24 protein-coding genes and 1 tRNA gene are annotated in these 26,704 nt (G+C 40.3%); 3 read left to right on the plus strand and 22 right to left on the minus strand.

Annotated features, from left to right (window positions below; translation table 11 throughout):
• The first annotated feature begins 23 nt into the window (after nucleotides 1–23).
• Nucleotides 24–1,580 carry a S10 family peptidase gene (locus ACTIEV_RS11870; RefSeq protein WP_322195321.1) on the plus strand — a complete coding sequence of 519 codons (1,557 nt, stop codon included), beginning with the start codon at nucleotides 24–26 and terminating at the stop codon, nucleotides 1,578–1,580.
• 243 nt (nucleotides 1,581–1,823) lie between these two features.
• The gene (locus ACTIEV_RS11875; RefSeq protein WP_439516530.1) at nucleotides 1,824–2,633 is read left to right on the plus strand and encodes a CHRD domain-containing protein; all 810 of its coding nucleotides are present in this window, start codon (nucleotides 1,824–1,826) and stop codon (nucleotides 2,631–2,633) included.
• An 80-nt stretch (nucleotides 2,634–2,713) separates the two neighbouring features.
• Here the strand turns inward: ACTIEV_RS11875 and ACTIEV_RS11880 are convergent, their stop codons facing one another.
• From ACTIEV_RS11880 to ACTIEV_RS11890, 3 genes are all read right to left on the minus strand, one after another.
• The gene (locus tag ACTIEV_RS11880; protein ID WP_322195319.1) at nucleotides 2,714–3,187 is read right to left on the minus strand and encodes a GNAT family N-acetyltransferase; all 474 of its coding nucleotides are present in this window, start codon (nucleotides 3,185–3,187) and stop codon (nucleotides 2,714–2,716) included.
• A gap of 84 nt (nucleotides 3,188–3,271) precedes the next feature.
• On the minus strand, nucleotides 3,272–3,925 hold the full coding sequence (locus ACTIEV_RS11885) for a tetratricopeptide repeat protein (RefSeq protein ID WP_250686653.1): 654 nt from the start codon (nucleotides 3,923–3,925) through the stop codon (nucleotides 3,272–3,274).
• A 107-nt stretch (nucleotides 3,926–4,032) separates the two neighbouring features.
• Nucleotides 4,033–4,485 (minus strand): VOC family protein, encoded by a 453-nt coding sequence (locus tag ACTIEV_RS11890; RefSeq protein WP_322195318.1) that lies wholly within the window; start codon nucleotides 4,483–4,485, stop codon nucleotides 4,033–4,035.
• 270 nt (nucleotides 4,486–4,755) lie between these two features.
• Here ACTIEV_RS11890 and ACTIEV_RS11895 point away from each other — a divergent pair.
• A tRNA-Arg gene (locus ACTIEV_RS11895) sits at nucleotides 4,756–4,827 on the plus strand.
• Here the strand turns inward: ACTIEV_RS11895 and ACTIEV_RS11900 are convergent.
• From ACTIEV_RS11900 to ACTIEV_RS11990, 19 genes are all read right to left on the minus strand, one after another.
• On the minus strand, nucleotides 4,790–6,364 hold the full coding sequence (locus tag ACTIEV_RS11900; protein ID WP_416194665.1) for a recombinase family protein: 1,575 nt from the start codon (nucleotides 6,362–6,364) through the stop codon (nucleotides 4,790–4,792). The genes ACTIEV_RS11895 and ACTIEV_RS11900 overlap by 38 nt on opposite strands.
• A 259-nt stretch (nucleotides 6,365–6,623) precedes the next feature.
• Entirely contained in the window at nucleotides 6,624–6,911 is a 288-nt protein-coding gene (locus tag ACTIEV_RS11905; protein WP_322195316.1) for a hypothetical protein, read from the minus strand.
• A 3-nt stretch (nucleotides 6,912–6,914) separates the two neighbouring features.
• Nucleotides 6,915–7,592, minus strand: a complete 678-nt coding sequence (locus ACTIEV_RS11910; RefSeq protein ID WP_322195314.1) for a hypothetical protein — start codon at nucleotides 7,590–7,592, stop codon at nucleotides 6,915–6,917.
• 1 nt (nucleotide 7,593) lies between these two features.
• Entirely contained in the window at nucleotides 7,594–9,048 is a 1,455-nt protein-coding gene (locus tag ACTIEV_RS11915; protein WP_322195311.1) for a hypothetical protein, read from the minus strand.
• Nucleotides 9,049–9,054: 6 nt separating this feature from the next.
• Nucleotides 9,055–9,831: a DUF4138 domain-containing protein gene (locus tag ACTIEV_RS11920; RefSeq protein ID WP_439516531.1), complete on the minus strand. Its 777-nt coding sequence runs from the start codon at nucleotides 9,829–9,831 to the stop codon at nucleotides 9,055–9,057.
• A 7-nt stretch (nucleotides 9,832–9,838) separates the two neighbouring features.
• A complete protein-coding gene (traM, locus tag ACTIEV_RS11925) occupies nucleotides 9,839–10,930 on the minus strand; it encodes a conjugative transposon protein TraM (RefSeq protein WP_322195306.1) in 1,092 nt (363 codons plus the stop codon).
• Complete coding sequence (traK, locus tag ACTIEV_RS11930) at nucleotides 10,927–11,544, minus strand: conjugative transposon protein TraK (RefSeq protein ID WP_322195304.1); 618 nt, start codon at nucleotides 11,542–11,544, stop codon at nucleotides 10,927–10,929. Before traK ends, traM begins: the two co-directional genes overlap by 4 nt.
• Nucleotides 11,545–12,471, minus strand: coding sequence for a conjugative transposon protein TraJ (locus tag ACTIEV_RS11935; protein WP_439516532.1), 927 nt, complete (start codon nucleotides 12,469–12,471; stop codon nucleotides 11,545–11,547).
• An 88-nt stretch (nucleotides 12,472–12,559) separates the two neighbouring features.
• A complete protein-coding gene (locus ACTIEV_RS11940) occupies nucleotides 12,560–13,183 on the minus strand; it encodes a hypothetical protein (RefSeq protein ID WP_322195301.1) in 624 nt (207 codons plus the stop codon).
• The gene (locus tag ACTIEV_RS11945; RefSeq protein ID WP_322195299.1) at nucleotides 13,180–13,800 is read right to left on the minus strand and encodes a hypothetical protein; all 621 of its coding nucleotides are present in this window, start codon (nucleotides 13,798–13,800) and stop codon (nucleotides 13,180–13,182) included. The genes ACTIEV_RS11940 and ACTIEV_RS11945 overlap by 4 nt, the downstream gene beginning before the upstream one ends.
• A gap of 126 nt (nucleotides 13,801–13,926) precedes the next feature.
• Nucleotides 13,927–16,329, minus strand: a complete 2,403-nt coding sequence (locus ACTIEV_RS11950) for a TraG family conjugative transposon ATPase (protein WP_322195297.1) — start codon at nucleotides 16,327–16,329, stop codon at nucleotides 13,927–13,929.
• Nucleotides 16,313–16,630 (minus strand): DUF4133 domain-containing protein, encoded by a 318-nt coding sequence (locus tag ACTIEV_RS11955; RefSeq protein WP_322195295.1) that lies wholly within the window; start codon nucleotides 16,628–16,630, stop codon nucleotides 16,313–16,315. Before ACTIEV_RS11955 ends, ACTIEV_RS11950 begins: the two co-directional genes overlap by 17 nt.
• A 1-nt stretch (nucleotide 16,631) precedes the next feature.
• On the minus strand, nucleotides 16,632–22,070 hold the full coding sequence (locus ACTIEV_RS11960) for a helicase-related protein (protein ID WP_322195292.1): 5,439 nt from the start codon (nucleotides 22,068–22,070) through the stop codon (nucleotides 16,632–16,634).
• Between the two features lie 31 nt (nucleotides 22,071–22,101).
• On the minus strand, nucleotides 22,102–22,329 hold the full coding sequence (locus tag ACTIEV_RS11965) for a hypothetical protein (RefSeq protein WP_322195290.1): 228 nt from the start codon (nucleotides 22,327–22,329) through the stop codon (nucleotides 22,102–22,104).
• A 25-nt stretch (nucleotides 22,330–22,354) separates the two neighbouring features.
• On the minus strand, nucleotides 22,355–22,660 hold the full coding sequence (locus ACTIEV_RS11970; protein ID WP_322195288.1) for a DUF4134 domain-containing protein: 306 nt from the start codon (nucleotides 22,658–22,660) through the stop codon (nucleotides 22,355–22,357).
• A 113-nt stretch (nucleotides 22,661–22,773) separates the two neighbouring features.
• Nucleotides 22,774–22,905, minus strand: a complete 132-nt coding sequence (locus tag ACTIEV_RS11975; protein WP_322195286.1) for a hypothetical protein — start codon at nucleotides 22,903–22,905, stop codon at nucleotides 22,774–22,776.
• A gap of 367 nt (nucleotides 22,906–23,272) precedes the next feature.
• Nucleotides 23,273–24,190: a PorV/PorQ family protein gene (locus ACTIEV_RS11980; RefSeq protein WP_322195284.1), complete on the minus strand. Its 918-nt coding sequence runs from the start codon at nucleotides 24,188–24,190 to the stop codon at nucleotides 23,273–23,275.
• The gene (locus ACTIEV_RS11985; RefSeq protein WP_322195282.1) at nucleotides 24,187–24,861 is read right to left on the minus strand and encodes a PKD domain-containing protein; all 675 of its coding nucleotides are present in this window, start codon (nucleotides 24,859–24,861) and stop codon (nucleotides 24,187–24,189) included. Before ACTIEV_RS11985 ends, ACTIEV_RS11980 begins: the two co-directional genes overlap by 4 nt.
• A gap of 5 nt (nucleotides 24,862–24,866) precedes the next feature.
• Nucleotides 24,867–26,624 (minus strand): immunoglobulin domain-containing protein, encoded by a 1,758-nt coding sequence (locus tag ACTIEV_RS11990; RefSeq protein WP_322195279.1) that lies wholly within the window; start codon nucleotides 26,622–26,624, stop codon nucleotides 24,867–24,869.
• Nucleotides 26,625–26,704: the final 80 nt, after the last annotated feature.

Genomic DNA, 26,704 nt, shown 5'->3' on the forward strand with positions numbered 1-26,704 from the left:
CAATCACCAACTATCTGCTTACTATGAAAAAGATCTTATTGGGTTGTATTGCTTTAAGCATAACAACCGGAATCATGGCACAACGTCCCGCCGGACCTACCACTGGTACTACTAATATCACGGCTTCTACATCAGTCGCGGCTGATCCAAAAGTGGCATCTTTTAATATTCCATTTAATCCGGATGCCACTGTTAGTTCAGAACACGAAGCCACCATTAAAGGTGTTCGAGTTCCTTATAAAGCAACAGTGGGTACTATGCCTGTGTGGGATAAAGATGGCAAGGTTGAAGCAGGGGTATTCTTTACATACTATGAAAGAACAGATATAAAAGATAAAGCAACCCGCCCCTTACTTATCTCATTCAATGGTGGTCCGGGTACCGCTGCATTATGGATGCAGATTGGATATACCGGCCCGCGTATTTTGAATATTGATGATGAAGGTTATCCTATTCAGCCTTATGGTATGAAAGACAATCCACATTCTGTTTTGGATGTTTGTGATATTGTGTATGTAGATCCTGTAAACACAGGTTTCTCTCGTCCCATCAGTAAAGACATCCCAACTACTCGATTCTTTGGCGTTCGTGCAGATGTACAATACCTCGCTGAGTGGATCAACACTTTTGTTATACGCATGAACCGTTGGGCTTCTCCCAAATACCTGATCGGTGAAAGCTATGGCACCACACGTGTTTCAGGACTGGCACTAGAACTACAAAACGCACACTGGATGTTCTTGAATGGTGTCATCTTGGTTTCTCCTACCACATTGGGTATTGAAAGAAGTCCAAGAGAAGCCGCTGCATTACGTTTACCTTATTACGCAGCAACTGCATGGTACCATAAAAAACTACCTCCTGATCTGCAGAAAAAAGACCTCACCGACATGTTACCTGAGGTAGAAGCATTTACCATGAATGAATTGATTCCTGCTATCAACAAAGGATGGTTATTGGGTGATGCGAAGAGAAAAGAGATCGCTGCAAAAATGGCGCGCTATTCAGGTATCAATGAAAAAGTGATCTTACAAAATAACCTCGATGTTGCTACCACCTTATTCTGGAAAGAACTACTACGTGAAGAAGGTTTTACCGTTGGACGCCTTGACTCTCGCTACAAAGGCATCGATAAAAAAGATGCAGGTGAAGCTCCTGATTACAACTCAGAATTGTTATCCTGGGAACATTCTTTCACACCGGCTATCAATATGTACTTACGTGAAGAGCTGAAATACAAAACCGATCAGCGTTACTATGTATTCGGACCGGTAAACCCATGGGATCGCAACAACGACAGAACAGGAGATAACCTTCGTACTGCTATGGCAGAAAATCCATTCTTACATGTGTTGGTACAATCCGGTTATTATGATGGTGCTTGCGATTATTTCAATGCTCAATACAACTTATGGCAAATGGACCCCAGTGGACGTTTGAAAGACCGCATGAGTTGGGAAGGTTATCGCAGTGGACACATGATGTACCTACGCAAAGAAGACCTAGAAAAAAGTAACAATAATTTACGTGCTTTTATTAGAAGAACGATCCCCGAAGCTGGCCAGCCTGCAAAATATTGATTCTCAATATGAATCGTCCGAAAAAAAGCCTGCCCCAGTGGCGGGCTTTTCTATTGAAGTTCATCATAAAGACATCATTTTAACTTGAGCAATTCTAGAATCCTGTACAAACTTTATAGCAGTTTATAGATGTAAACTTGAACAAGTAATCTTTTTTTTTGCGGTTGAACAACCAGATAATTTAAACCCTCGTATATATAGTGATACTATTTTTTAATGTACAACCTTATTCAAATGAAAAAAATGAATTTAATCGCAATTGCAGCTTTGTTTGTAATTACTGCGACTTCTTGTAAAAAAAATGAAACAGCACCTGCTGCAACCGTAACAAAAGAAATTACTGTTCTATTAGCAGCAGCCAATGAAAACCCACAACCATCTGGTAGAACAGAAACGGGTACCGCTTCTATTAAAATTTTCAGTGACAAATCTGTAACAGTTGACATTACTGTAACCGGACTTGCTTCCGGTGATAATATCACAGCAGGACATTTTCATGTTGGAGATCCTGTTACCAATGGTGGTGTAGTGGTAGATTTAAATCCTACTGTCATGGGTAATATGGTAAAAGCCAAACTGACAAATCTACGCAGTTCTTTCATTGATACTTTAATGAATGGAACTGCTGATATTTATCTCAATGTACATTCCACACAAGTACCTGCTGGAATTGTTAGAGGTCAAGTATTCAACGGTGTAACCTTTGCTTCCAGTGTGGCACTATCAGGAATGAATGAAGTGCCTGCAGTAAATACTACGGCTACTGGCATGGCTTTACTTAGAATTACAGCTAATAACAAACTTTATAGTAAAGTAACTGTAACGAATGTGGAAGCAGGAGATGCTGTGACAGCTGGACATATCCATACAGGTGCTGCAGGAACAAATGGTGGTGTACTGATCGGAATATGTGAAAGTGCTGCTGACTTTGGTGTTACTAAAATTTTTACACCTACTGCTGCCATTCTAACGGCCATCAAAACAGATGCCTTATATGTAAATGTTCATTCAACGAATAGACCCTCTGGTATCGTACGAGGACAAATTCGTTAATCAATAATTTTCCAAACTAAAAGGCCATTGACAAAATATGTATTTCGTCAATGGCCCTTTTAATAAGATGATACCACAATTTACTTGATTTTCTTTTCCATGTATACTACACCTGAAAGTGGATTCTCATTATAAGCTTGCATATTTTCGAAACCTAAATTTTTATACAGTGAGATAGCGGGTTTCAATCTCTCCAAAGTATCCAATCGCATCTCAGTATATCCCAGTTGATATGACTCCGTTATTAATTGCTCAACCAAAGAGCGTCCTATTCCATACTTTCTGAATGCAGGTTTTACATAGAGACGTTTCATTTCACATACGCCTGCTTCTTTTAAAGGCTGTAAAGCGATACATCCTGCAGGTGCTTCATTCCAGTAAGCAATAAACAAAGCTCCTCTTGGCGGACCATATTTCTTCAAAGGGTCTTTCACTTCGGCATCAAAACTTTGGAAACATAAATTTTCTTGCAGTTCATCTGCATACTCCAAAAAAAGCTGCCGCACAGTTTCCAATGCGGCAACATCTGATGATATCTTTTGAATGCGAAGCATGTAGAAATTTGATTTTTTGATCTTTGAATTTTTGATCTATTTAGATTTCCTAAATCAAGAAATCACAGATCAAAAAATTAAAGATTATCCCGGTACCCTCGAAATGTATTTCTCCACTTCCTTAATCTGATCCACCACTTGTTTGGTAGTAGGTTTGCAAGCTTTGGCTTTACGGAAGAAGTCTTTGGCGGCGCGGAACTCTCTTTTGTTCATGAAGATTTGGCACATGGTGAGATAAGCTACTGCTTCACTTTCTTTATCAGGAATACCGGCACGAATGGCGGCACGGATATAACTTTCTCCTTGTTTCAGATCACCACGTTGCATCGCCATCATACCCAATTGTAATTTATTAGCGCCTTCAGCCTCCGGCATTGGAGAACCCAGATCGGTACTTTTCTTTAAATGTTTTTCAGCCGAATCAAAATCCTGCTTCATCATCGCCAGATTACCCTTGATGGTGTAGTAAGTAGAACGAACAGGTTTGTACAATAAATTGGGGAACCAGATCGAATTCAGGATTCTTTCCACTTCTTCAATATTGCCCGACTCCATCGGTTCCTGGATCAAACGAAGCGGACCAATGAAAAAATGGCTCAACAATCCGATCAAAGCGATGAAATAGATGGGAAAAGTAGGCCAAAACCCTGTACCCGTTGTATTCAAAGCCACCCCACCCGCAATCAACACCAAACTGAGCCAGAAGCGGTATTTAATGATAATATTATAAAATTTCATAGAATGTTTTGAGAGAGCAAATATAGTGAGTAGTGAGCAGTGAGTAGTGAGTCAGGGGGAAAAAAGTGAGTAGTCAGCAGTCAGTACACATACTCACTACTGACTACTCACTCCTTCGCGTCATTCACCTCAATCCAATATCCATCCGGATCACGGAACCAGATTTGTTGAACGCCGTCCACTCTTTTGGTGATGGCTCCTTGATTGCCATTCACATCTTCAAAGACAACCTTACTCGTTTTAAGTCGATCCACAAATAATTGCATATCACTCACACTAAAACAAGTGTGTTGGTTCTTATAATATTCTTTACTCTCCGTCGCACCTGAGATAATATGCAATGCCATTTTCGGTCCAATACGAAACCATTTATGACGACCGATGCGAAAGGGCTCCGGAATCGTATCCAATCCGATCACATGCTCATAAAAGAAAGCTGCTTTCTGCAAATCTTTCACATAAATGGCGGTATGATTCAGCCGAATAGAAATTTTCGTTTGTTGTGCATCAGCATTAGTTACAATGGCTACAAACAAAGAGTATAAAAAGAGTATACGCATACATTGGGGTTAAGCCTCTAAAAATACAGAAATCCCAACACCCATACCTCTAAACCACTATTTTTGCGATGGTAGAATTTGAACATTGATTTTTGAATATTTCTTATTCCATATTTCTCTGTTTCTCATTTTCCCCCGGTCCCATATTTTTCGCCTCGGCGGAGATAGAATATCCCCACAATACTGTGGGGAATAAACTTTGAATACAAGTTCTTATAAATAGAAATTTGGGTATTCGATATTCATCATTCAATATTCATGATTTCCCCCGGTCCCGTAGTTCAATGGATAGAATAGAAGTTTCCTAAACTTTAGATACAGGTTCGATTCCTGTCGGGACTACCCTACGGGAATGATGCAAAAAAAGCGCATCGTTCCCGTTTTTATTTCCTCTGTAACTCTTATCCATACTGCGTATCAACCGAATGGCTTCATTGACTCTTGGAGTTCGATAAGCTTTCCCATCAAAAACAAGTTTTTCTGGATATATCGAACCAATGATCTCCCTTTTCTTAGCTGTACTAGATGTATGATAAAGGGTGTCTAGTTGCGGTATAATATGAACAACCCTTTTAAATAGCAATTCCAGACTATGAGCCGAAGAATAGTTCGATTTCGCATCTGTCAGGTCAGATTCCAATTGTATAATTCTTTTTTCGCAGTCCATTTTCATAATCTTGAATTCAGTCGCATCTATATCATCCGACAAAAGCAGTTCCCGTGCTTTACTCAATCGATCATTTTGCTTTCTAATTTCATCCATTAATTGACGACTATTATCTTGTCGCTGGTTGCCATATGCTTTATGCAAATTCAAGAGCAATACTTCTGCAAGACTTTCAAGCCCCTCAGATCTATGAGGAAGAAGCCTTTTCAATTCTTTCTCAAACTCGGTATGAACGATTTCTGTTTTGAAACGACACTTACATCCCAAATTGCAATGATAATAGTGATAAAACCCACCTCTTCCCTTTGACGTACTCCCTGTTAACATTCGGCTGCAATCAGGACAAATCAGAAAACCCCTCATTGGAAATTCAGGGTTAGTATCTAGCTGAACTAGTTCCTTTCTCGCCTTCCGTTTATTACCTTCTAATACACGTTGTACTTTATTGAACAATGCATCAGAAATGATAGGCTCATGCAAACCTGGTACAATAGAGCTTTCCTCGTTTTTAAGAGCAGGAATAAAAATCTTACCACAATAGACAGGGTTTCTTAACAAATTATAAAAAGCACTTCTGCTTATTCCAAAACCCTTTCTGTTTAGTTCCTTTCTAATCTGATCCGGGAATATAATTCCTCGTGAAACTTCTTCAAAAGCCCATTTGACAATATTAGATTCTGGCTCTTTAATACCAATAAATTTCTTGCCTGCGTCAGTTGTTTTATTAATGTAACCAAAAGGAGCAGTAGCCATCCATCTGCCTTCTTTTTTCGCTCTTCGCATACCGTATAAAACGTTAAGTGCCCTGCGATCATTTTCTACTTCTGGTGCAGCAAGGTAGAATGCAAGCATCATTTTATTTTCGGGAATTGTAAGATCGAGTGGTTGTTCAATAGCCTGTGGTTCTACACCAATCATACGCAGTATATTAATCATCTGATAAGCATCTGCGGCATTGCGGCTAAAACGATCCCATTTTGTAAACAATAAAGCATCAGATTTTCCTTTGCTTCGTTTTAAATCAGATAGATACTTATTCCATTGTGGGCGTTGGAAAGTTTTTGCAGAGTAATCTTCAAAAAGAATCTTGCGAATCAACAAAGAATTATTTTCACAATACTTCCGCAATACTTCTTCTTGATTTCTTTGAGAATACCCTTTATCGGCTTGCTCATCCGTACTTACACGTATATACAAATCAACTGTCTTCATACTTTTGATTTAATGCCTAAAGTTACTAAATTTTTTAGCTGAACCCATTAAAAAAAACGCCTAAGAATTAGACGTTTCAAGAAAATAATTTTCATAGGCAATTCGCGTCAGTTTCATCATAAATTCTAAAATGATGGCAGCTTGTTCTATCGTAACATTTATTCCGCCATTGTTTAATATTTCTCTTGCTTTACTGACAGGGATTACATCCACTTCACACACTACCATTCTTCACCTCCTCTTTTTTACAATATGATTTTTACAACTTTCGTAAATACACTATGCTTTTAGCATTACCATTTTGGGGCAGATAACGGATGTAGCCAAACTCATGCAGGGCATGCATACATTTTTGATAAGTAGTAAATGAGTTTATTTTGGATCTCTCCATCACCTGTGATCGCTTGATCTCCAGTTCCTTATCCCAACCTTGTTGTAATCCTTCAAAAACTATCGCTACATAAACACTAATCAATGTTGCATTGATACGAGTATCCTCAGCAATTGTTTCATAAAATTTAGCTAACCACCCTTCTCTGGTATCCACTTATTATTTTTTAGCTGGTTTCTTTTTCTTCTTTCCTGCACCATGAATAATACTTGACTTTCTTTCAGGGTCACTAGCAGTCGCTAACAACTGCCTTTGTAAATGAAATTTTTTCTCCACCCAACGGTTTTGTAGAAACTTAAATGCTTCTTGTGCTGAAATGGTATGTACTTCATCAACGACATAAAAACGCTGTGATATTTCTTGGCGAGCTTTTATTGCCGAAAGATTCGGCACCAAGGCTTCGAGCGGTGTATCTACCCAATATTTATACAATATCAAAGTACTATCCTCAATTCCTGCAAGTTCTTTTAATAGCAGTGTAGCTTCCTGTATCATTTCAAGTGGTACTACTATCTGTTTAGATGAACCCCTTGCCTCAGCGATCTGGAGCCAATTTATTTTTTCCATCTTCCTGTCATAAGGCTTTAACAATTCATTTAACATAATACCTTTACGCAGCACAGCAATGAAATAAGGGATATCGTAACCTTCTTTGTCAGTTTTTTCCACTTTAACACTATAATGACAACTGTCATTACCGTTAACATGATTAAAATGAAGAAGAAAACTGTCTTCAGAAAAACACATTCTACTCATCAATTTCTCTTCCATGCCGCCGTCAAAACCCAGTGAAAGCAACCGGGTTTTGAGCGACATGATAACGGATGTATCTAGCATATCAGTTGATTTTTTGTCCTACGTTATGTTTTACTTCATCATTCACTGGCAACAAATCCGGTTTCTTTTCGCCGAGCGCATCCCCAACGTTGACCTGTAGGGATCCTTCCAGTTTTCTCTCATCTGCGGGAGCGAGGCCGTAGCGCTGGTCGGGTTTTTCAGCAGGCACGTATAACTTTTTTCCATCCGTGTCAAACATTTTAAGCGTTTTGTATTGTGGATCGGCAGTTATCAGTACCGCTTTTTCGTTACCATCCTTCAACAGTGTAACAGATGCCAGATTCCCTTTTTCAAGCGATGCAACAAGTGTTTGCATTTTATCTGGATCAGTCAATTCTTTAAGAGGAATACGAGCCACTGCTTCTTTCACATCATATCCAAAGTTCTCGTGAAAGTGTTTCACTTTGGCATTACCGCTTTGTTCCCGCTCTGAAAAATCCAGTTTTACCCAAGCCTTGTATTTTTCTCCTTCTTTCGGGGAAAGCTCTTTGAACACTGCCCGGCCATTCAACAAGTTGCAAGATTCTTTGAAAGTGATGCTTTGTCCTTTGTTGTTAATGTAAAAGGTTTGACTCATTTCACGACCCTCTTGTTTAAGGGTAGCATCGTACTTGTTAAAGAAATAAAACTCCTTCTCATCACGCTCAGAGCGCTTAAAATAAAGGACGGCCTCCATTTCGTCCTTACCAAACGTATGTGATGCCTTCATCTGAAAATCTGGTAGACCTTCTTTCAGATTTTTTTCAAGTTGTTCACTCAAGCCTTCTCCAAATCCCAGAAACTTCAGTTGATTCTGGAGGTAGTCCATGTTCTCTACATTCATAACATTGTTTTTATGGTTAAATAATGAATCCTTGTTTGAATGGAAGTATTTCCCTTTGAGTATATCTTCCAAATATGGTTCCATAGCCGTTCCTTTCCAGTGCCGTTCAGCAAGTGTGGTAGCAGCTAACAACCCTTTTCCACTGTGAAGCGCCAATGCAGAAACCCTTTCAAGTGTGTACTCCATCCTATTGCGTAATATTTGTTCATCCACACTCATTGAAGTATGGTTGACCATTAATGGATCGTAAGTAACAGCTGTCCAATCATATCCATCCATTAGTTGTTCAACCTTTGCATAGGAGCGGGAATAAAGTAATTCAGAATAATATTCCAGTATACTGAGGTCATCGATTTCAATGTGTGAAAACTGAATACCTTCTTTTTGATTACTTCGAACAGTTTCCTGTATGTAGCCAAGAACTGCTTCCGTCGGAAGTAGTGTGACTTCTTTATCTTGACCATGATTAAACAGTTGAAAATCCTGTGCACGATAAACGAGGTCAAAAAAATGAAGATCATACGCTGATAACTGCTGGATTCTTTCATCAAATCCAAGCCAGAGTTTATCCTCTCTTAAAGCATCTTCTAATGCCCTGCAAAATGTCGGCAAATGAGAAACGGGAATATTCATAGTTATTTATTTAAGTAAATACGCTTTAAGCAAAAGATGATTAGGAACGGTAAGTGACAAGTGTCTTTCCCCTGCTCTTTCATGAAGCTGAATTTGTAAAGTATGTGTAGGTGTAAATGCCGACTTTGGCACCAGTACGACAATAATGGATATCTGTTTTCCTCTTACTAAACTCGTTTCCATTTCTGTCAACAGCAGCGGTAATTCACGTTCCTGCTCAGCTTTACGTCTAGCTGTGCGCATTGTGCCAAGTCTCGCGGCGATACGCCCCACTTCATAACTAAATGGAGAATGATTCTCCATCCGCATCTTCACTGCAATAATTTCTCCATTCGTATATACCCCATGAAGAGAAAGGCTTACATTGCCAATGCTGTACCTGACTCCGTGCATTCTGTTATTGAGATGAATCACCCTGCGGGCAAAATGAAGCATCGCCGTATCCTGATCTATTCGCTCGGATACACCAAGATTTAGGGTCAGTATCGAAGGGTAATTAGAAAACCTGACCAGAAAGGAATACAACTTCCCCCCCGCTGTGACAACAGTAAGATTCGTAGTGTCCGAAAATAAAGTATCCGCTTTCACGCGTAGAATATTACTGATCGACTTTTGTACTACAATACGTTCACTCCCCCTATCAACCGAAACAATATCTGATGGAAATATCAGATTAGTTGTTTGGTTATTACTCACCTCAATCAGTATTGACCTGATTACGCTTTGTCCGTGAACTTTGGCAAACAATACCACTATACAAATGATCATCCACACTTTTTTCATACCACTATCATTTATTTTCTTTCAACAATATTTTATACCCTGCTGCAATTCGGACACGAACTGTTCTCACTTTTTTACCCAACAGATTTTTAGCTGCACCAATTCCAGCTATTGCTGCCTGTGTTTTAATTGAAGGATCAAGACTCAATACATTAACCGATCCAAGCGATTGTTCCGCTGTTGATTTTATAACATCTCTTTTAATAGATCCTGGCACATAAATCCCTTCGATACCATCAAGATCATAAATTGATAATGCAACTGTATAAATTTGGTTAGCGATACGAACTGAGGGAATTCGAACTATCAATCGCTCGTTATTCAAAGAAGCAAGTCCATAAATAAAAGTCCCTGTTGGTAGTTGTTGAGCTCCAACGGAAATTGCTTGATTAAGTTGCAACTTCACCATTGACCCTTCTTCCAATACTTGCGCATTGGGTATGCACGCAGAAAACGATTGATTGTTCAGCAGAGTTGTATCTTCATCTAAAAATCTCTTTGATTTTTTTATCGTTTGCTTTCTCCCAAAGAAACTTTCTTCGACCTGAGAGCCACTAAGCACACCCACAATATTTTCAGTAATCGCTTCTTTATTTGCAACCACCTGAGTTGGCTGTTCTATGGCGGCTAGTTTATCCAGCACTTTATGGATTGCTTCCAAGTCTGGATCAACTTCATCTAGTTTAGACAATTGCTCAATTTTAGGCAAACCCCTTTCCTCTATTGGAGTTTCGTTCACGCCTAAACTAGCGGGATAGGTTTTCGGATAAAATCTATTTGGTTTTTTTTCAAATATTGTTTGATCAACTTCATGACTTTTTTCGATGCTATCTACAGTCAATGCATAAGGGTCTCTGCTGATCTGCTCCTGTCGTCTGATAGAATCTGCATCCGCCAATTCATAAAAAGCCAATTTATCCTTGCTACTATCTTTTACATTAATTGCATTAGGTAGCTTAGTATTCAATCCATTAATCTTCTGTGTAGCGTCTAGGCTTGCTTTACCACCCCCCATCAGCCAAAACATGACCGTTACAAATGGAGTAACCAGAAGTGGCAATGCGATATAAAGCCTTATCGTTTTTAATTGTTCACTCATCTGCTTTCAATTTTGAGATCTTTGTTTTCGATAACTTCCCAATGCTCGATCAAAAACCCATGAGGGTTATGATCCGAACGCGCCACCTCTCTTAAAACACCTCTTGTAACAAGACTTCTTTTAACTATACTGGTGGAACGAGTGATCGTAATGGTTGCTGAACAATAAAAGGAATAGGGTGTGGTAGTAACGCTAACCGCAACACTATCTATATTGATTTGCTGACTCACATTCCCTGAAATGATACCAGCGATATAACCTGTCTCAACCAAATCATCATATTGTTTCTTCGCTGATGCGTCAGCCATATACAATGCCTTTCTAATAGAAGTAGTAATCGCTTTTTCATCGGGATCAAGTTCAAAGAACCAGGTATGAAACATAACGATGTGATCACGCGCTTCTACATTTAAGTTTTCTTTTCTGTTTGATGCCATAACTTCCACGGCCTTACCGTTGGCCAGAATATATACCCTGTCCTGCATCCTTGCCGAGAGACCGGCATTTTGATAAACGGCATAACCGCTTACCAGTAAACTACCTGTGACAACTACCAGCATCATTGCTTTCATCGCACGAAAAGCGGTATCTATATTTTGAGTTGGTTTAAACATTTATTTACTGTTTAATTTGTCTTTGAAATATCCTCCGCTTACGCTGGAATCACTCATGCTGCTACTCATCTTGTTAGCGCTGCCGCCTAATGCATCAGCAGACATTCCTGAAGTAGCTACACTTATTGCCTGTTTACCCGCCCCTACTGACATCGTGGTTACCTTATGCAATAAGGCATTACCTCCGCCAGCGTTAACGATGTAATTGGCTACTGAAGGAACTGTAAAATATCCGATGATACCAATCAACAGAAATGCTATATAAGCCCAATCGGTGGTAGAGAAAGGCTGACCAGGCATGGTGGCACCAATTGTTGAACCAGTGATCATATTCTCCTGTATCTTGGCAATGATAGCTCCGAAAATATTGGCGACTGGTAACCACAAATAAACATTGATGTACCTGGCAAGCCACACAGTAAGTAAATGTTGAAACCCATCAAAAATGGAAAGTGCAAATACAATGGGGCCTACTATAGCAAGTACGATCAGATAAAAAGTTCGTATGACATGTATGATTAATGCCGCAGCTTGAAAAACGAGTTCTAATAGTTCTTTTATACCGGCTCTGATCCAGTTCGCAGGGTTTAGTGCCCCCATACCCCAAGTACCCGTTTCGTGTAAGGCAAGGTATTGTTCCATCGCCTTATTGGAATCTTTAACCATAGCCGCTGTGCCTTCTACTGTCGGCTGCAATATGCCGTTGAATAAGGCGATCACATTCGGGAATATCAAAATACAAAAGCCTATTACAAAAGGTCGAAGCAACCCATATAAATCGATGGGTTGTGCGGTAGCAATATTGCGCCAGATACGCATAGCGATATAACAAAGTGTTGCAAGTCCACCAATACCACGCGCTACTACGATGAGTTGACTGCACATCGGCATCATGTCGTTATACAATTGATCTAGTATCGATTGCATATAACTCCCGTTGGAGATCGACTGGGCTGTCACACAAATGGGCAAGATCATTGCCATTCCTACATACATCACTATTCTCATATCTCTACTAATGAATGGTTCCCAATTTTCTTACTGCCCCTATATCTCTTTTCTTTTGCGAGCGAAGGATCATCTGCTTATAATAGTCATCACGTAAGACATTCAATTTTAAAACCTGTCTATCAATACTCTGTTTAATTTTTGAAACAACATCTGTTCGTTCTCCATCACTCATACGAAATTTATTGGGCGTAAGAACAGTAACTAACAATTTCACATCTGTATTGACAACTTCTTCTATTGCGTAAAAAGCAGTCCTAACTTCAGATAGTTCTACAGTAGTGAAAACATTACTTAGCGATAGTTCACGCAACAAAGTTTTGAAATCAACCGCAAGTTGCTGCTGGCTATTATAAATCCTATTAACCATAGGATTATTGCGGAGAGTGGGGCTAACAAGCAATAAACCATCTAAATAATTTTGATGTAGCGTGAATGTGGATTTGTCAACATCAAGTATCGCATTGTACCCATTTTCTAATGTCCGGTAAGTAGATTTCATTTGCGATAGCATCAGCTTAAATTGAGCGAGTTTTTCTAGGTTTAGCCGAAGCTGTTCCAGTTCTTGCGCCTGCGCAGATAAACGCAGGTAAAACACTAAGGAGAACAAAAAACACAGTATTTTTTTCATGGTTGCTGATTTAGTTTTCGAAGAATTTGGAGTTCTGTTTGTTTACTCAACTTATTATCAGAAAGAAATCTTAACTCTTTATTGAGCAAGTTGATTTTATCAAGACAATCAACCATTGCATCACGTAGTGTTGTAATAGTTACAATTCTCTCCGCATCTTTCATCGTTAACTGCCCGGTCGTTAATACTACTTGTAGTGATCCTATTATTTTTCTGCTCAGTTGTAATAAATCATCAAATGCCCTTTGCTGCAAAGGATCTTTAGCAAATATTTTGCATGCAATTGCCACTTGCACCTGCATTGATAATATTTGTTTTACATGCGGTAATGATTTCACCTCCCCATTCACCCCTTGCATTTCATTAAAATAAGTTGCATATAGTTGCTGTTGCTTTTTTTGCCAATCATTGATTTCGACAAGTTTGTTTTTAGAAAGCGTTTCCTCAGCAACTTGTTGCGACCTCTGCAACCAGATAGTTTCATTCTGCAACTTTTGAATTTTTAAGTCAATTGCTTTGATAACTTTTGCAACGACCAGCGATACAGGATCAACACTTTGCGCAGGAAGCACTTGCGCAAAACAAACCATCAAAAAAAGAATGATTACTTGTTTCATTTTTCACAAAAAATTTTGATATACATGTCAATCATGGCATCTTCACATATCTTGCGCGAAGACCACACACGATACATAGGTAAATAATAGCGATAACTGCTGCTAGCAGCAGTATATATTTTAATTTCATAGTACCATTGATTTAATACCTGCTTCCATACTACCAAATCGCTCGGCAGCCTGTAACACCTGTAGTTTTTCTTTTTCTTCTGTGGTATAAGTCAGGTATTCTTCTGGCGATACTTCTACACGGTAGACTTTGCTTACCCTGCCTCCCAGCGAGATAAACACTTCTTTGTATTTCCTACCGGACTCATTATTCATATTTAACGACAATACCAGTGTTCGCTCTTTATCCGTTAGCCCCAGCAACTGCTGCACTTCATCAAAGCGATGTTCATACTTGGATTGATCGAGTAGTATTTTACAATCTGCATTATTAATAATGGCATTTTTAATAATATCCGAATGGAGGATATCATCGATCTCTTGGGTGATCACCACCGGCTCACCAAAATATTTACGTGCGGTCTTGTAGAGATATTTGATGTATTCGGCCATGCCTGCTTTTGCAATGGCTTTCCAGGCTTCTTCAATCAGCATCATTTTGCGTACACCCTTTAATTTGCGCATTTTGGCAATGAACAGTTCCATGATGACCAATGTGATGACAGGTAAAAGGATCGGATGATCTTTGATAGTATCCAGTTCAAATACAATAAAAGGCTGATCCAACATATCAAGGTTCTCTTCTGCGTTCAGCAGGTAGTCAAACTCGCCGCCTTTGTAAAAAGGTCTTAATACATAAAGAAAATTCTGTACATCAAAATCATGCTCCCTGACTTTATCATGTTCCAATACTTTCACAAAGTCAGTTTGCAGGAATTCATAAAAACTATTGAAGCACCTAAAGCCTATGGAACGCTCATAATAGAGTTGCAAGGCATTGGATAAAGCGACGTATTCTGAGCGTTGTAAAACTTCATCATCTCTTTTCCATAGTGTAACAAGTAGTGTCTTGATACTTTCCTTTTTTTCTGTATCGGGCACACGACCCTGCTCAATATAAAAAGGGTTAGATCGGATTGGGCTTTCTTCTGAGTGTGTATAATAATATCCGTTCTGTAGTTCACAAAGCCCTTTGTAAGAGTGTCCGACATCGATCACTACGATATGTGCGCCTGCTTCAAAATAAGTTCGGTTTAGATGATTATCTAAAAAGGATTTACCACTACCCGACGGTCCTACGATGATCTTTCCCCTGTTGGAGATGATGCCTCGTCGCAGCGGTTCATCAGAAATGTCTACCAAAAGTGGCCTGCCTGATTGGCGGTCGCCAAGTCGTAGCCCAAAACCACCTGTGTCAGAGCGATAGCCAGTTTCGTTATTAATAAAACAGGAAGCCTGTGCAGCAAAAGTCAGAAAGGTTTCATTACTCGGCAGGTCAGCCGCATTTCCGGGAATACCAGCCCAATAGAGTTGTGGCGCTCCTACAGTTTCAATTTTTGTTCTTGCATCAATAGATGCAAGTGCGGCACTGCACTTGTTTTTGATATCCTGCATCTGTAATGAATCATCTGTCCATGCAAGGATATTGAAGTGTACTGATACTGGTGTACCCTGCTGTCCTGCGGCTTCCTGCAGGTATTCTTCCGTGGCTTTTTTTGCAATTAAATTATCCCGAGAATAGGCTGAGAGCGATTGCAAACGGAGTCTTTTTCTCTCCAGTTCTTTGACAACACTCTGCGGCTCTTCTATGCGGATAAACTGCTGATAAATATGATTGACACTCAGGAGCTGGCAAAGCGGTGCGACAAATCCCACAGGAAATTTCGTGGTATCAGTAGAATATTTGTCGTAAGTCATTCTGGATCCACAGAAAGAAGGCAAATCTTGTGGATTTCCAAGTGTAAACAGACTACAGTATTTCTCACCCACTCTCACCCCATCTGAAAAATCCAAATCACGGCGAATACCATCATTGCCAAGCAATAGATATTCATTGACAATACTTACCAGCTCTGTATCAGTAAGTCTTTTGCATTGGATGAATCCACTATCAGATAGGATATGTGCGAATTGCATACAGACCCCTTCAAATATGTTTGCAAAAGCCGGATCAATTGTTTGGATGGGAACGAGATGCTTACGTAATAAAGAAGAATATAAAGATGTTACTTTTTTACGCATACCGTCAGGTAGTGTTAGCATCAGTAAGCTTTTGTGCGCAAGAAACGGTCGCTCATGAAAAAAACGCTCACTGGCATGTGACAGGAAACTATGTTCCTTGTCAAAATCACCTATGTATTTTTCTTCAGTGAACCAATCCTGCTTATGTAGCAAATAACCCACCGGTAATGCCTTAATAGCTTTAATCCAGCTCTGGTGAATTGCTTCATACTCCGAGTTCGAGATGGCAAATATCTCTGGTAAGGTTAGGGCAAAGCCAATCGTAATATCCCCCGATTTGGAAATTAGCATATCCCGCTCCGCACAGTAAATAGGTATTATCTCAGAAAGATTTTTCATAGCTTAAAAAAAGTTGATCACAAAAAATTGTTTGAGGAATACCACGTGCCGCCCTTTGCTTCATCCAACCATGAACACCATAGCGCTTGTTGAGGGTATACACCAGCGTAAACAAGATGCTTCCAAGTATAATGATGAGCAACGTACATATTGTGAGTGGCGCTCCCAATAGATACAAGCACACAAACAGCAGGAGAAGCACAGTCATACCAATTGCCAGATAGTAGATGTATTGTCCATAGAGACCCCTGAAAACAATCGGCTTCCCAATTCCTTTATTTATGTTATAAATACTATTCATGTTATATCCTGATTGCTTTTATTATTTCTTGACCGACCTGCGGAAGCAGTTCATCAATCTCATCCTCCTTTTTCATTTCAGAAAAATCCATCTGCTTAACCCCTTCAGAAAGTAGTTGCTGTTTTTGAAGGTTGACAGTGATTTCTCTTTCAAGTCGAGAGAGTTCTGTTTTCATATTTTTAAGTTCGACCTCTTTCTCAAAAGGTTTTTGACTTAAAGAATCCAGTTGCGGAATCTGTCGATCAGCCTCTATTATCTCTGTTGTATATTTTTTTATCAGGTTGTCTACACGGTCAATGGCGTTGAGGAAATAGCGAGCTGCGAGCTTAGGATGATCCAGATTTAGGTGACCCGAATTATACGTATACTTAATACCCGTTTCTTTTCGCGTGGCATAAAAAGTATTGACTGTCCGGTATTCATACAAGCCTCCTTGTTCATAAGCCTCACGGGAGTGAGCGATATAGCAACCAAATCCATATAATTCGCCAATTAGTTTTTCTTTTCCCTCACCATTCTCCGGTATCCATTTCTGAGAAAGACGCATCAGATATTTACCAATGGTCTCTGAATCTCCCTCTACCGCATGCACATGAAGTGCATTAATCTTTGTACCATCGGCTTCCAGTTTCAATAGACTCTTGTATTGTTCTTCATCCGCTTTCAACTTGTTATGGATAGCAAGATTCTTTGTTCTGTCTTGAACCAGATTTTCCAGTTGGTAACGGCTTCTCATGAGCTCACGCATATGAGCGGCGCGAAGACCTTCCATAACCGCAATCTTTTTTTCGAGCTTTGATTTTTCGAGAAGCGTGGTGTCACCGGATAGGATAGCGATGTATTCAGAAAAATTCATTCCAGTTTTTTCATCCATAGCACCTTCATCAATACTGCGCACATGGAGTTCAGTATTTTTCATTTGTGAAATAAAAGTCTGCTTGTTTTTGAGCAAGTTAAATTTGTAATTATCCAGTGATAGCTCCACGGCGTAGATATAACTTTTGACCTGGTTGTTCAGTTTCGCTTTCGCCAGCTCATTTCCTTTTCTAACACCACGACCATTACGTTGTTCCAGTTCAGCAGGCTTCCATGGAATATCAAGGTGGTGCATGGCAGCAATGCGTTTTTGTACATTTAGTCCTGTCCCCGCTTTCTCAGTGCTGCCGAGCAGTATGCGGATATCGCCCACATTCATTTTTTTGAACAGTTCCCCTTTTTGTTTGTCTGTCCAGTCATGAATAAAACTGATATGATGAGCGGGAATGCCATGGTCATTCATTAGTTTTTGCTTCAGCGCATCGTACAAATTAAAACTGTCTGCCTTGGGTGTACCAATATCACTGAAAACGATTTGTGTACCCCGATCTTCAGAAGTGTTGCGGTAGATATCTGAAACTTTTGAAGCACAAACATTTACCTTATGGTTGGGATGGTCTTCATAAATATGTTCATTGATGAGCCGCATATCGGCGGCCATTTTCTTGGCGTAGTTAGTAGCAATCAGCATCCGACCTTTATCCTCTTCCTCAGAAAGTTTTCCGCGTCCGATGAGTTCACCATTACCTGTTTTGGCAAACTGCATCAGCTTTTGAATAAACTCCTGCTGATCGGGTGTGGGTGCAATATTGACTAGTTCCTCGACCAATACGGGTCGATCCAGCCCAATATGTTTGGCTGTTTTATAGTCGGTAATCTCGTTATAAAACATGGCCAGTTCCGGCACTTTGATAAAATGACGGAACCTTTCCTTAGCGATGATCTGGTTGGTTACTGAAAACTCAAAATCAGTAGACTTTTTAGCAAACACAGCAGCCCATCCATCGAAATTGATGGTCTGTTGGCGTTCCATTTCCCGAGGACGCAAATACTTAAATAGCAAGTACATCTCAGTCAGGCTGTTGGAGATCGGCGTACCAGAAAGAAAGGTCACACATAGGTCGCTGTTAAAACGGCTCTGCAATTCCCGTACAGCAAAAAGCATATTCAGCGCTTTCTGACTCCCTTCCAGATTACCCAGTCCGGCTACCCTAGTGTGGCGAGTGGTGAAAGTGAGATTTTTGAATTTATGGGATTCATCCACAAAGAGGTGATCAATACCCATGGAGCAAAAGTCAATGCCAGCATCCTTTTTTTCTTCAATGTTTTTAACGACCTCCTGTAGTTTAGCGGCAGTGTTATTTTTGCGTATCTCCAATCCTTTGAGCATGCGACGGCCGATGGAACCACCCATTTCTTTGAGCGTGTTTAAATCACGTTCAATATTGTCTAACTCCGTTGTGAATATTTCCCTTTGTATTTCCTGACTCTGTGGAATTTTTCCAAACTGGTCATGCGTTAAAATAATACAGTCCCAACGATTATTTTTAATCTCATGAAATAGTCTTAAACGATTAGCAGGACTAAAATCAGTTTCAGACGGTGCTAGTAACCTTGCATTAGGGTAGGCTCTACGAAAAGTATTGCGTATATCATCCACATTTGCTTTCAGTGCAAGAATGACAGGTTTATCAATAACCTGCAACCTTTTCATTTCGTGTGCCGCAACAATCATGGTCAGTGTTTTCCCAAGACCCACTTCGTGATCAATAAGTGCACCACGGTTCTGAATGATCCGCCAGATAGCATTTTGTTGGCTGCTATAAAGGTTATCAATCCCTAGTCGTTGTTTATCCAGACCGGGTAAACTCAGGTGACTTCCATCATACTCACGTAACACATAACAGTTAAATGTCCGGTTATAGAGTTCTTCTAATTCTTTTCTCTCTTCAGGTGGTAATGCGGTAAGCCACTCTACAAACTGCGATCGTATATTTTCAATTTTCTGATGTGCGAGTTGCGTAGCTTCATTATCCGGCACTCGGATGGTGCGATCACGAACTTCCATTTCATACGTAAAAAAAGGATAAGTATTCTCCAATGCGTTTTCTAACAGGGCATCCCCATACATGGTTTTGCCATTTTTGGGTACCACCGCATATTCAGCATTGAACTTTGTATTCTGTCCCCGCACATCAACCCTGAATGCATCAATGGATGGGAAATACTCTACATTCACACGCAGTTCAAAAAGGTTCGTACAAAACCGTTGGTAATAATCAATGGGTATCCATCTTTCACCCATATTGAAGTCGAGTAATTCAAAAGGAATTTTTTCAGGCTGCACTTTTTCCAGTGCTTCAACAGATCGTATTAATTGAAGATTTCTCTCGTCTTCTTTCAGAGCTTTACGTGCGATATCCAGTTTTTCTACGACATTCCCACTCAGGTATTTATCAACAGGTTCAAAGACAAGAGAAGATGGATTATAATAAATATGTTGACCAAGTGCGGTTATTGCTTCAGTTTCACTGCATCCGAGTGCAGCCGCTATAAATTCTAGGTCGACGATACCGCGGTCATCCAGACTATGTGCCATCGCGTCGAGCGGTTCATCGGTGCGGAACAGGTCTTTCTCACGAATCAGTGACTGCGTAAGTATATCCGACTTCACAAAATACTCACCTTCCCTGCGCTCCAAAGAGGAAAGTAAAGTTGTGCCGTACAGGGTATCACGCCCGATTTTCTTTACATTGGCGGGTAGGTTCAAAAGACCATGTGATTCCACAAATCTTTCATAAAGTAGGTTAAGCGCAGCTCGGCGCACTTCAGTTTCATCCTGCTGAAGCAGTATATAGGCATCACGAAGCGCAGTATAGGCTTCATAAAAAGCTACATCCTGAAAAGGTGAAACCGAAGGTTGGAAAATGGGTTTTGCACCTTGCTCGTAATGCACAAACCCAATCTGTTCCCCATAAACAATCAGCATTCTTTCACCATAAAACGATGGAAGGTTTTCTAAAACAGGATATAAGTCTTGCTTACTGAGAGGTGCAGAAAAAATAGTTTCCCCTTCATTATAAAAGGTATAGTCATACTTTGAAAGCTGGAGCCCGAGTGAAGAAAGCTGTCTTGTGACCTGAGAGGCATTCATCCACTTGGCACTGACATCTACTTCCTCTAGGTTACTATAGAGTCTGTATACAAACTCTTTTGAGTAAACAGATCTTGCAGTGATCAAAACGATGCTGTCATGACTAGGTTGCTCCTTTGCGCGAATCGTATTGATGATCTTCGCAGACGATTTGAGAACACTATTCTGATCCATCTCCGTGATATAACCCAACGCTTTATTAACCGATACGGCTGGTGCCATATCAAAAAGACCGAGCTGCACACTTGTTGTAGCATCCTGTGGTTCTGGAACATCTAAAAAATGCAAGGCATTTTCCTTTGTCAGTTGTTGCGCAGGAGACGCTGTAAAACGAAGCCGCTCGCTAAAATCTTTTCGCAATCTTGATTGCAGATTTTCTGCGATCTCTTCCATAGAGCCGTTCTGCCACACCATCTGATGTGCCTGCCCATACTGGTTCTTGCCAGCAGCTATCTTATCACCCAGTATGATATCTATATGTTCTGTGATATATTGATTGATGTGAAATACACCGAATTCATTTCGCTGTTGTACTGTTTCAAGCAACAAGGTCTCTGCTTTTGATAACGCCAGCTTATTTTCTCTTTTTTGTACTATGAGTAAATGAGTGGGGGCCTCTACATTAGCATTTTCTTTCATCAGGTTATCAGGCAGTACAGTAAGAGATATAAAATCTGCTCTTTTAAACAAATACTCTCTGACTGTTTTGTTCGAAGGACTACTAAGAAATCCATCGGTAGTGATATAAGCCATCAGTCCACCATCACGTAGTTTTTCCAATCCCTTTGCAAAAAAATAATTGTGGATTTTTTCTGTAACACCCTCTCCCTTAAACTCAGGATCGTACACTGGAAAATTACCAAAAGGAATATTGCTGACGATTAAATCAATACTTCTTTTTTGATCCACTCCGGTTTGTTCGAAGGGTTTAATAGCGACATGAAGATTAGGAATTCTACTACCAAGTGCCGTTAGTATTTTACCGGTCAATATATCTTTTTCTACTGCGATGATTTTCTCAGTATCTGGAAAGGCCTTTACCGCAGCTTCTACAAAAACACCAGCACCTGCACTAGGTTCGTAAATAGTTTTGTGTACTGTACCCTGTTCTCTTAAGACATCACACAAGGTTGTAGCAACAAATGACGGAGTATAATAAGCAGTCAGCACACTATTCTTGATGGAATCGATAACTGCTTTATAATCAGGTGCCGATAGTTTTGCTTCGAGTAGTGCATGGAGTTCCATCACTAAAGCATGAAGTGTAAGATCAGTATCTGATGCTCCCTGTGATACCCACTCATCAATAGGTGCGCGAGGATAAAGCACTGCTTTTATACCACCAAATCCTGCATACGCACGTACGGCAGACATTTGTTGATCCGAAAGCTGGTCACCCGGCTTCCAGTCAAGTGCAATGCTAATCGCACGCATATTGGTTCTTAATGTTTGTACTGCATGAAAGCCCATGACTCACATTTTCTTGACTTCACATTTTGTTTCATCCTTCCTGCAATGCCAGATACTCAGCAATGGCACCAGTGATCGCATAAGCGAAGAATCGATTGTCCTCATCAAAACTCAATTCATCAAATACTTGCCTGCAATGCAACTGTATGTTTACTAGTTCAGCATCAAGAAGGCTCAACTCTTGGTAGCGCCAATAAACATCCGGGAACTCTTCCTCTAGGATGCGGCGTAAATAGTTTTGTTGTTGATCTTGTTGCATGATTTTATAATGTTTATGCAATAAATTAAATACCGAAGAATGCCCGAATCACCGTTGTTACTACGACCAGGAATACGCAAGAGCCAAACCAGGCAGCGGCTACTTTACCTGTGTCATGATCGCCTGCATTCCACTTATTAAAAACTTTGATAGCACCTATCAGTCCTACAATGGCCCCCACTGCATACATTAGTTGTGTACCGGATGCAAAATAGCTGCGTACTCTCTGGTTGGCTTCCAATATGCCGGCATTCCCGTCCTGAGCAAAAGCAGCCACAACGAGGACAAGCAATAGAGAAAGTATTTGTATTTTCTTTTTCCACTTTTTCATACACTCATTATTTGTTTGTTTAAAACATGCCCGCCACCATCTGACTTACGCACTTGGTTCTCCTGCACTTGAGGCGGCGGGGCATGTGGGTTGCATGGGTGTTTATTCCATACTCACTCTTTCTTCCGCTCTTTCCACCACTGCAACAATTCTTTTCTGTACATCCATCCCACAGCGATATAATAACCTGCTAATACAAGTATAATCGCACCGATGTACTGCATCCAACTGATTCCTTGAAACATATTCGTCGATTATTTTTTAAACCTCCTTCCCTCCCTTCACTATTGTCTTTTGCTGGAAGTAAAGAGCTTACCTCACACTTTGAAATCTCTGTTTTATAATCAGAGAGTACCGTTTCAGTTTTTTCAACTAACGCTGGCATTTCCTGAGCGTAGTCTTGTAAATAATAACATAGCCAACCTTAAAATATTGATGAATGACCCTGTTAAGCAGTTCAGGATATTCGCTTTTCAGTTTATCACCGATGTGCCCCACTACTTCTTCCATAATCCCGAATGAGCGTGTAACCTTGTGTTCTAATTCGCAATCATTGGCAAGATCAGGCACAGTTGTACCTACGTACCTACCATGCTTTCATTAAATGGTTTACTATTGAAAACTTCCAATGTTCAAATACAACGTCAGTCCATACGCCTGTTGCATGGGTGCCAAAGCCGCTTTGATACCAAATGGTATAATATAGTGTAGATCAATACCCCATGACTGATCTTCAACAAATCCTTTATACCCTGCACCTAATGAACCATATTTTCTATTGCCATAGTCTTGGTGTTCAAGTGATAGACCAGTACGTAGAAAGAAACTTTCTGCAAAACCCATTTCCGCTCCCAGCGAATATCTTGACGAAGCAAATGAACCTTTCAATGGTTTACGAATATCCAGTGCTACTGACCATGCTTTCATTTCATCCTGATCTGTGTAAGCAAAGCCGACTCCAGTTTCACCAACCTGCCATAGATCATTTCCCAAATTGTTTACCACCATACCCAATGAAAATTTTCCTATTGCATGATAATATTGTAGATCAGCTGACACACCATAACGGTTCAATGCACCTCCAGCTTCAAAGCTTCTTGCACCGAGCAATCGAAGTGTAGCACCAATACCCGACGATGAACTTAACCTTACCCCGACAGTACCACCGATGTTATAAGCCACATTACGATAAATCGCGAGGCTTGCCCCATAATTATCACGGGTTGTAAGGTTGCCGAAATCAAGATAATTCACCGCAAAACCTAATGTTGTTGACTCTCCTGTTGTTGTGAGATAATCAACACGAATAAATTTGGTGTCCTGAAACAAGTGCCGCATCCATGGCAAATAACTTACAGAAGTCTGATGCAGGTAATTGGTGAACACTGTCTTACCTACATTATATCCTAGTTGCTGGTTACCAGTTGCAGAAGCTATACCTGCATCACCCATCGCTGCCCCCCTGCTATGTGTACTCAACTGAGCGTATATATGTCCAGGCACTAATAGTAAAATCAATAGCCATCTCATAACACATCAATTGTTTGGTTAAGTGTATCGGAATGCTTCCCTAAATCATCCACCACAAAAAAGGAAAGAGGATAACTGCCTTTCTGATGAAAAATATATTGGAGTTTATCAGTGGAACTGGTAATCGATTGACCAGCTATATCATAGTGATATGAAAGTATTTTACCGTAAGGTTGTACACTACCACTAGCATCAAAATAAAATCGCTTTCCACCTAGATCACGGTCATCAGCTCTCCAGCTAAGTTTTGCACTGGGTCTTTGAGCTACCGCCGCATGAATCATTAATTTTTTTATTACAGATCTGCCTAACTGATCTTTCAGAGATACTTCTACTGCATACAAACCACTTCGGTTAACCGAACAAAAAACAGTATTCCATTCTCCAGCTACAATTACAGGTCGATCATTGGTAAGTGCTTGCCCACGATAACTAAACTGAATTTGCCCGCTGCTGTCATAAAACTTTAGGTGTAGCTGATGTGCTGCAGGTAATGCTTGCAGTTGAAATATTCCATTGCCATTGATATTAAAGGGATCTTTTTCCCTTACATACATGGTGTCTTTGGAAAAAACAATCTTTGGACCTGTCTGGGTTTGCTTTAAAGAAACTTCCTTATTACTGCAGGCCGCGGTTAACAGCAATAGTAACCCACTAAATATATTTTTCATACATATTATTGTTTATAGATTTTATCTGTGTGTTTGACACCATTATAAAATCCTGTGATAAAATAAGTTTGCTGTCGAGGTAGGTCATGCACATCTTCTAAAACAAAAAGATTCTCTCCTTGTCTGCCGGACTTTAACCAACTTTTTAACCATCTACCATCTGTAGCAAACAAATCAATCCTTACCTGCTCGTGTTTGTTTAGTATCACAGACAGCTTCAGATGTTGATCAAATGGATTGGGAAATACATTCCAGTCCTTCAACTTTCCTGTGAAAGATTGATCGGGCAATACTGCCGTTTTCATCGCACCTACTTTTATATGAGAGTAGAACATTGCTTTACATCCACGTATAGTGGTAGCTTCGAGCGATACAGGAATACTGTCGCCTGAGGTATAGTAATATTCTTCAATAATGCGCTGCTGTGTAACTACATTTCTACCATTACCTAGGCTCCATTGAAAAGAAACTGCTGGATTAACTGCCGCAGTTAATTGCACGAGCCCACCATAATTAATCTCGCTTGCACCTAATTCAATTTTTCCCGCCGGGAACTCAGTATCATCTGCTGTTACAGTAAAATCTAAACTGTCAGCACATCCTTCACGCTCTACATTCACGCGATACTGCCCGGCTTCAAACGAAAAAAGGCTGTCCTCCGAAAGGACTCCCCAAATTGGGGAGTCCTGCATCCATCGCCACCTGTCAAAACCTAAACCTTCTTGTGAACCAATCCGAAGCGGCGTTCTTCCGCCTGGACAAACTTTTCCTGTTCCAATGATTACCGGAGTTGGAACCGTTCCTGTCGTGATGATGATAGTGTTAGATTCAATAGTCGTACATCCGACAGTACTGATGGCTTTCACGCTGTAAGTTCCTGCTGTAGTAACACTAATAGATGTAGCGGCACTACTGGATAACAGTACTCCATTTTTAAACCATTGGTAAGTTGTGCCTGCTTCTACATTTTGCACGCTGATTACTGTCGAAGCTCCATTACATAAATGTGTGTTCACAGTAGTTAGTATAGGCGTGACTGGCATAGTATTCACCACCACAGTTGCGCTGCCGGATTGAATATTGGCACAAGCCGTACTACTGGCATCACGCACACTAACCAATCGGTAGGTAAAGGTTCCAGGTATATTCGTGGGTACAGTAATAATCGCAGTTGTTCCAAAACTGGTAAGCGTTTGAACAGCACCCCCATTAAGTTCATAGGTAAACACATAAGGAGCAGTTCCACCATTACCCGTTAATGTAATTACGGGAGAAGTTGCACCAGCACACACGGATGTTGATCCACTGATAGTTGCAGTAGGTAAGCTATTCACCTGAACCGTTACTTCACCACTCGCACTGTTCTCGCAAGTAGTTGCACTACTCTCACGCACACCCACCAAAGAATAAGTAAACGCACCAACCGAATTTGAAGGCACACTAATGGAAACACTATTACCAACAGTGGTAGTAATTGCTTGTACATTACCGCCATTTACACGATAACTAAATGTATATGGTGCGACACCGCCACTCCCCGTAAACACAACAGTTGTGCTTCCACTATTTTGACACAAACTTCCTCCACCACTAACCGATGCTGTTGGCAAAGAGTTCACGGTCACATTCACTGCAGCAGAAGTTGCAGAACATCCATTATCATCAGTGACCGTAACATAATATGCACCCGTACTGCCTACGTTAATAGCTTGATTTGTTGCACCCGTATTCCATGAATAAGTTGTTGCACTGCTACTTGTCAATATCCATTGCTGTCCGGAGAAAATTTATTTTTGATACCGGATGTCTGTGATTGTTGGATTAGAGCTATCCAATACAGTGT

This window comes from Sediminibacterium sp. (assembly GCF_051861365.1).
Lineage (GTDB): Bacteria > Bacteroidota > Bacteroidia > Chitinophagales > Chitinophagaceae > Sediminibacterium.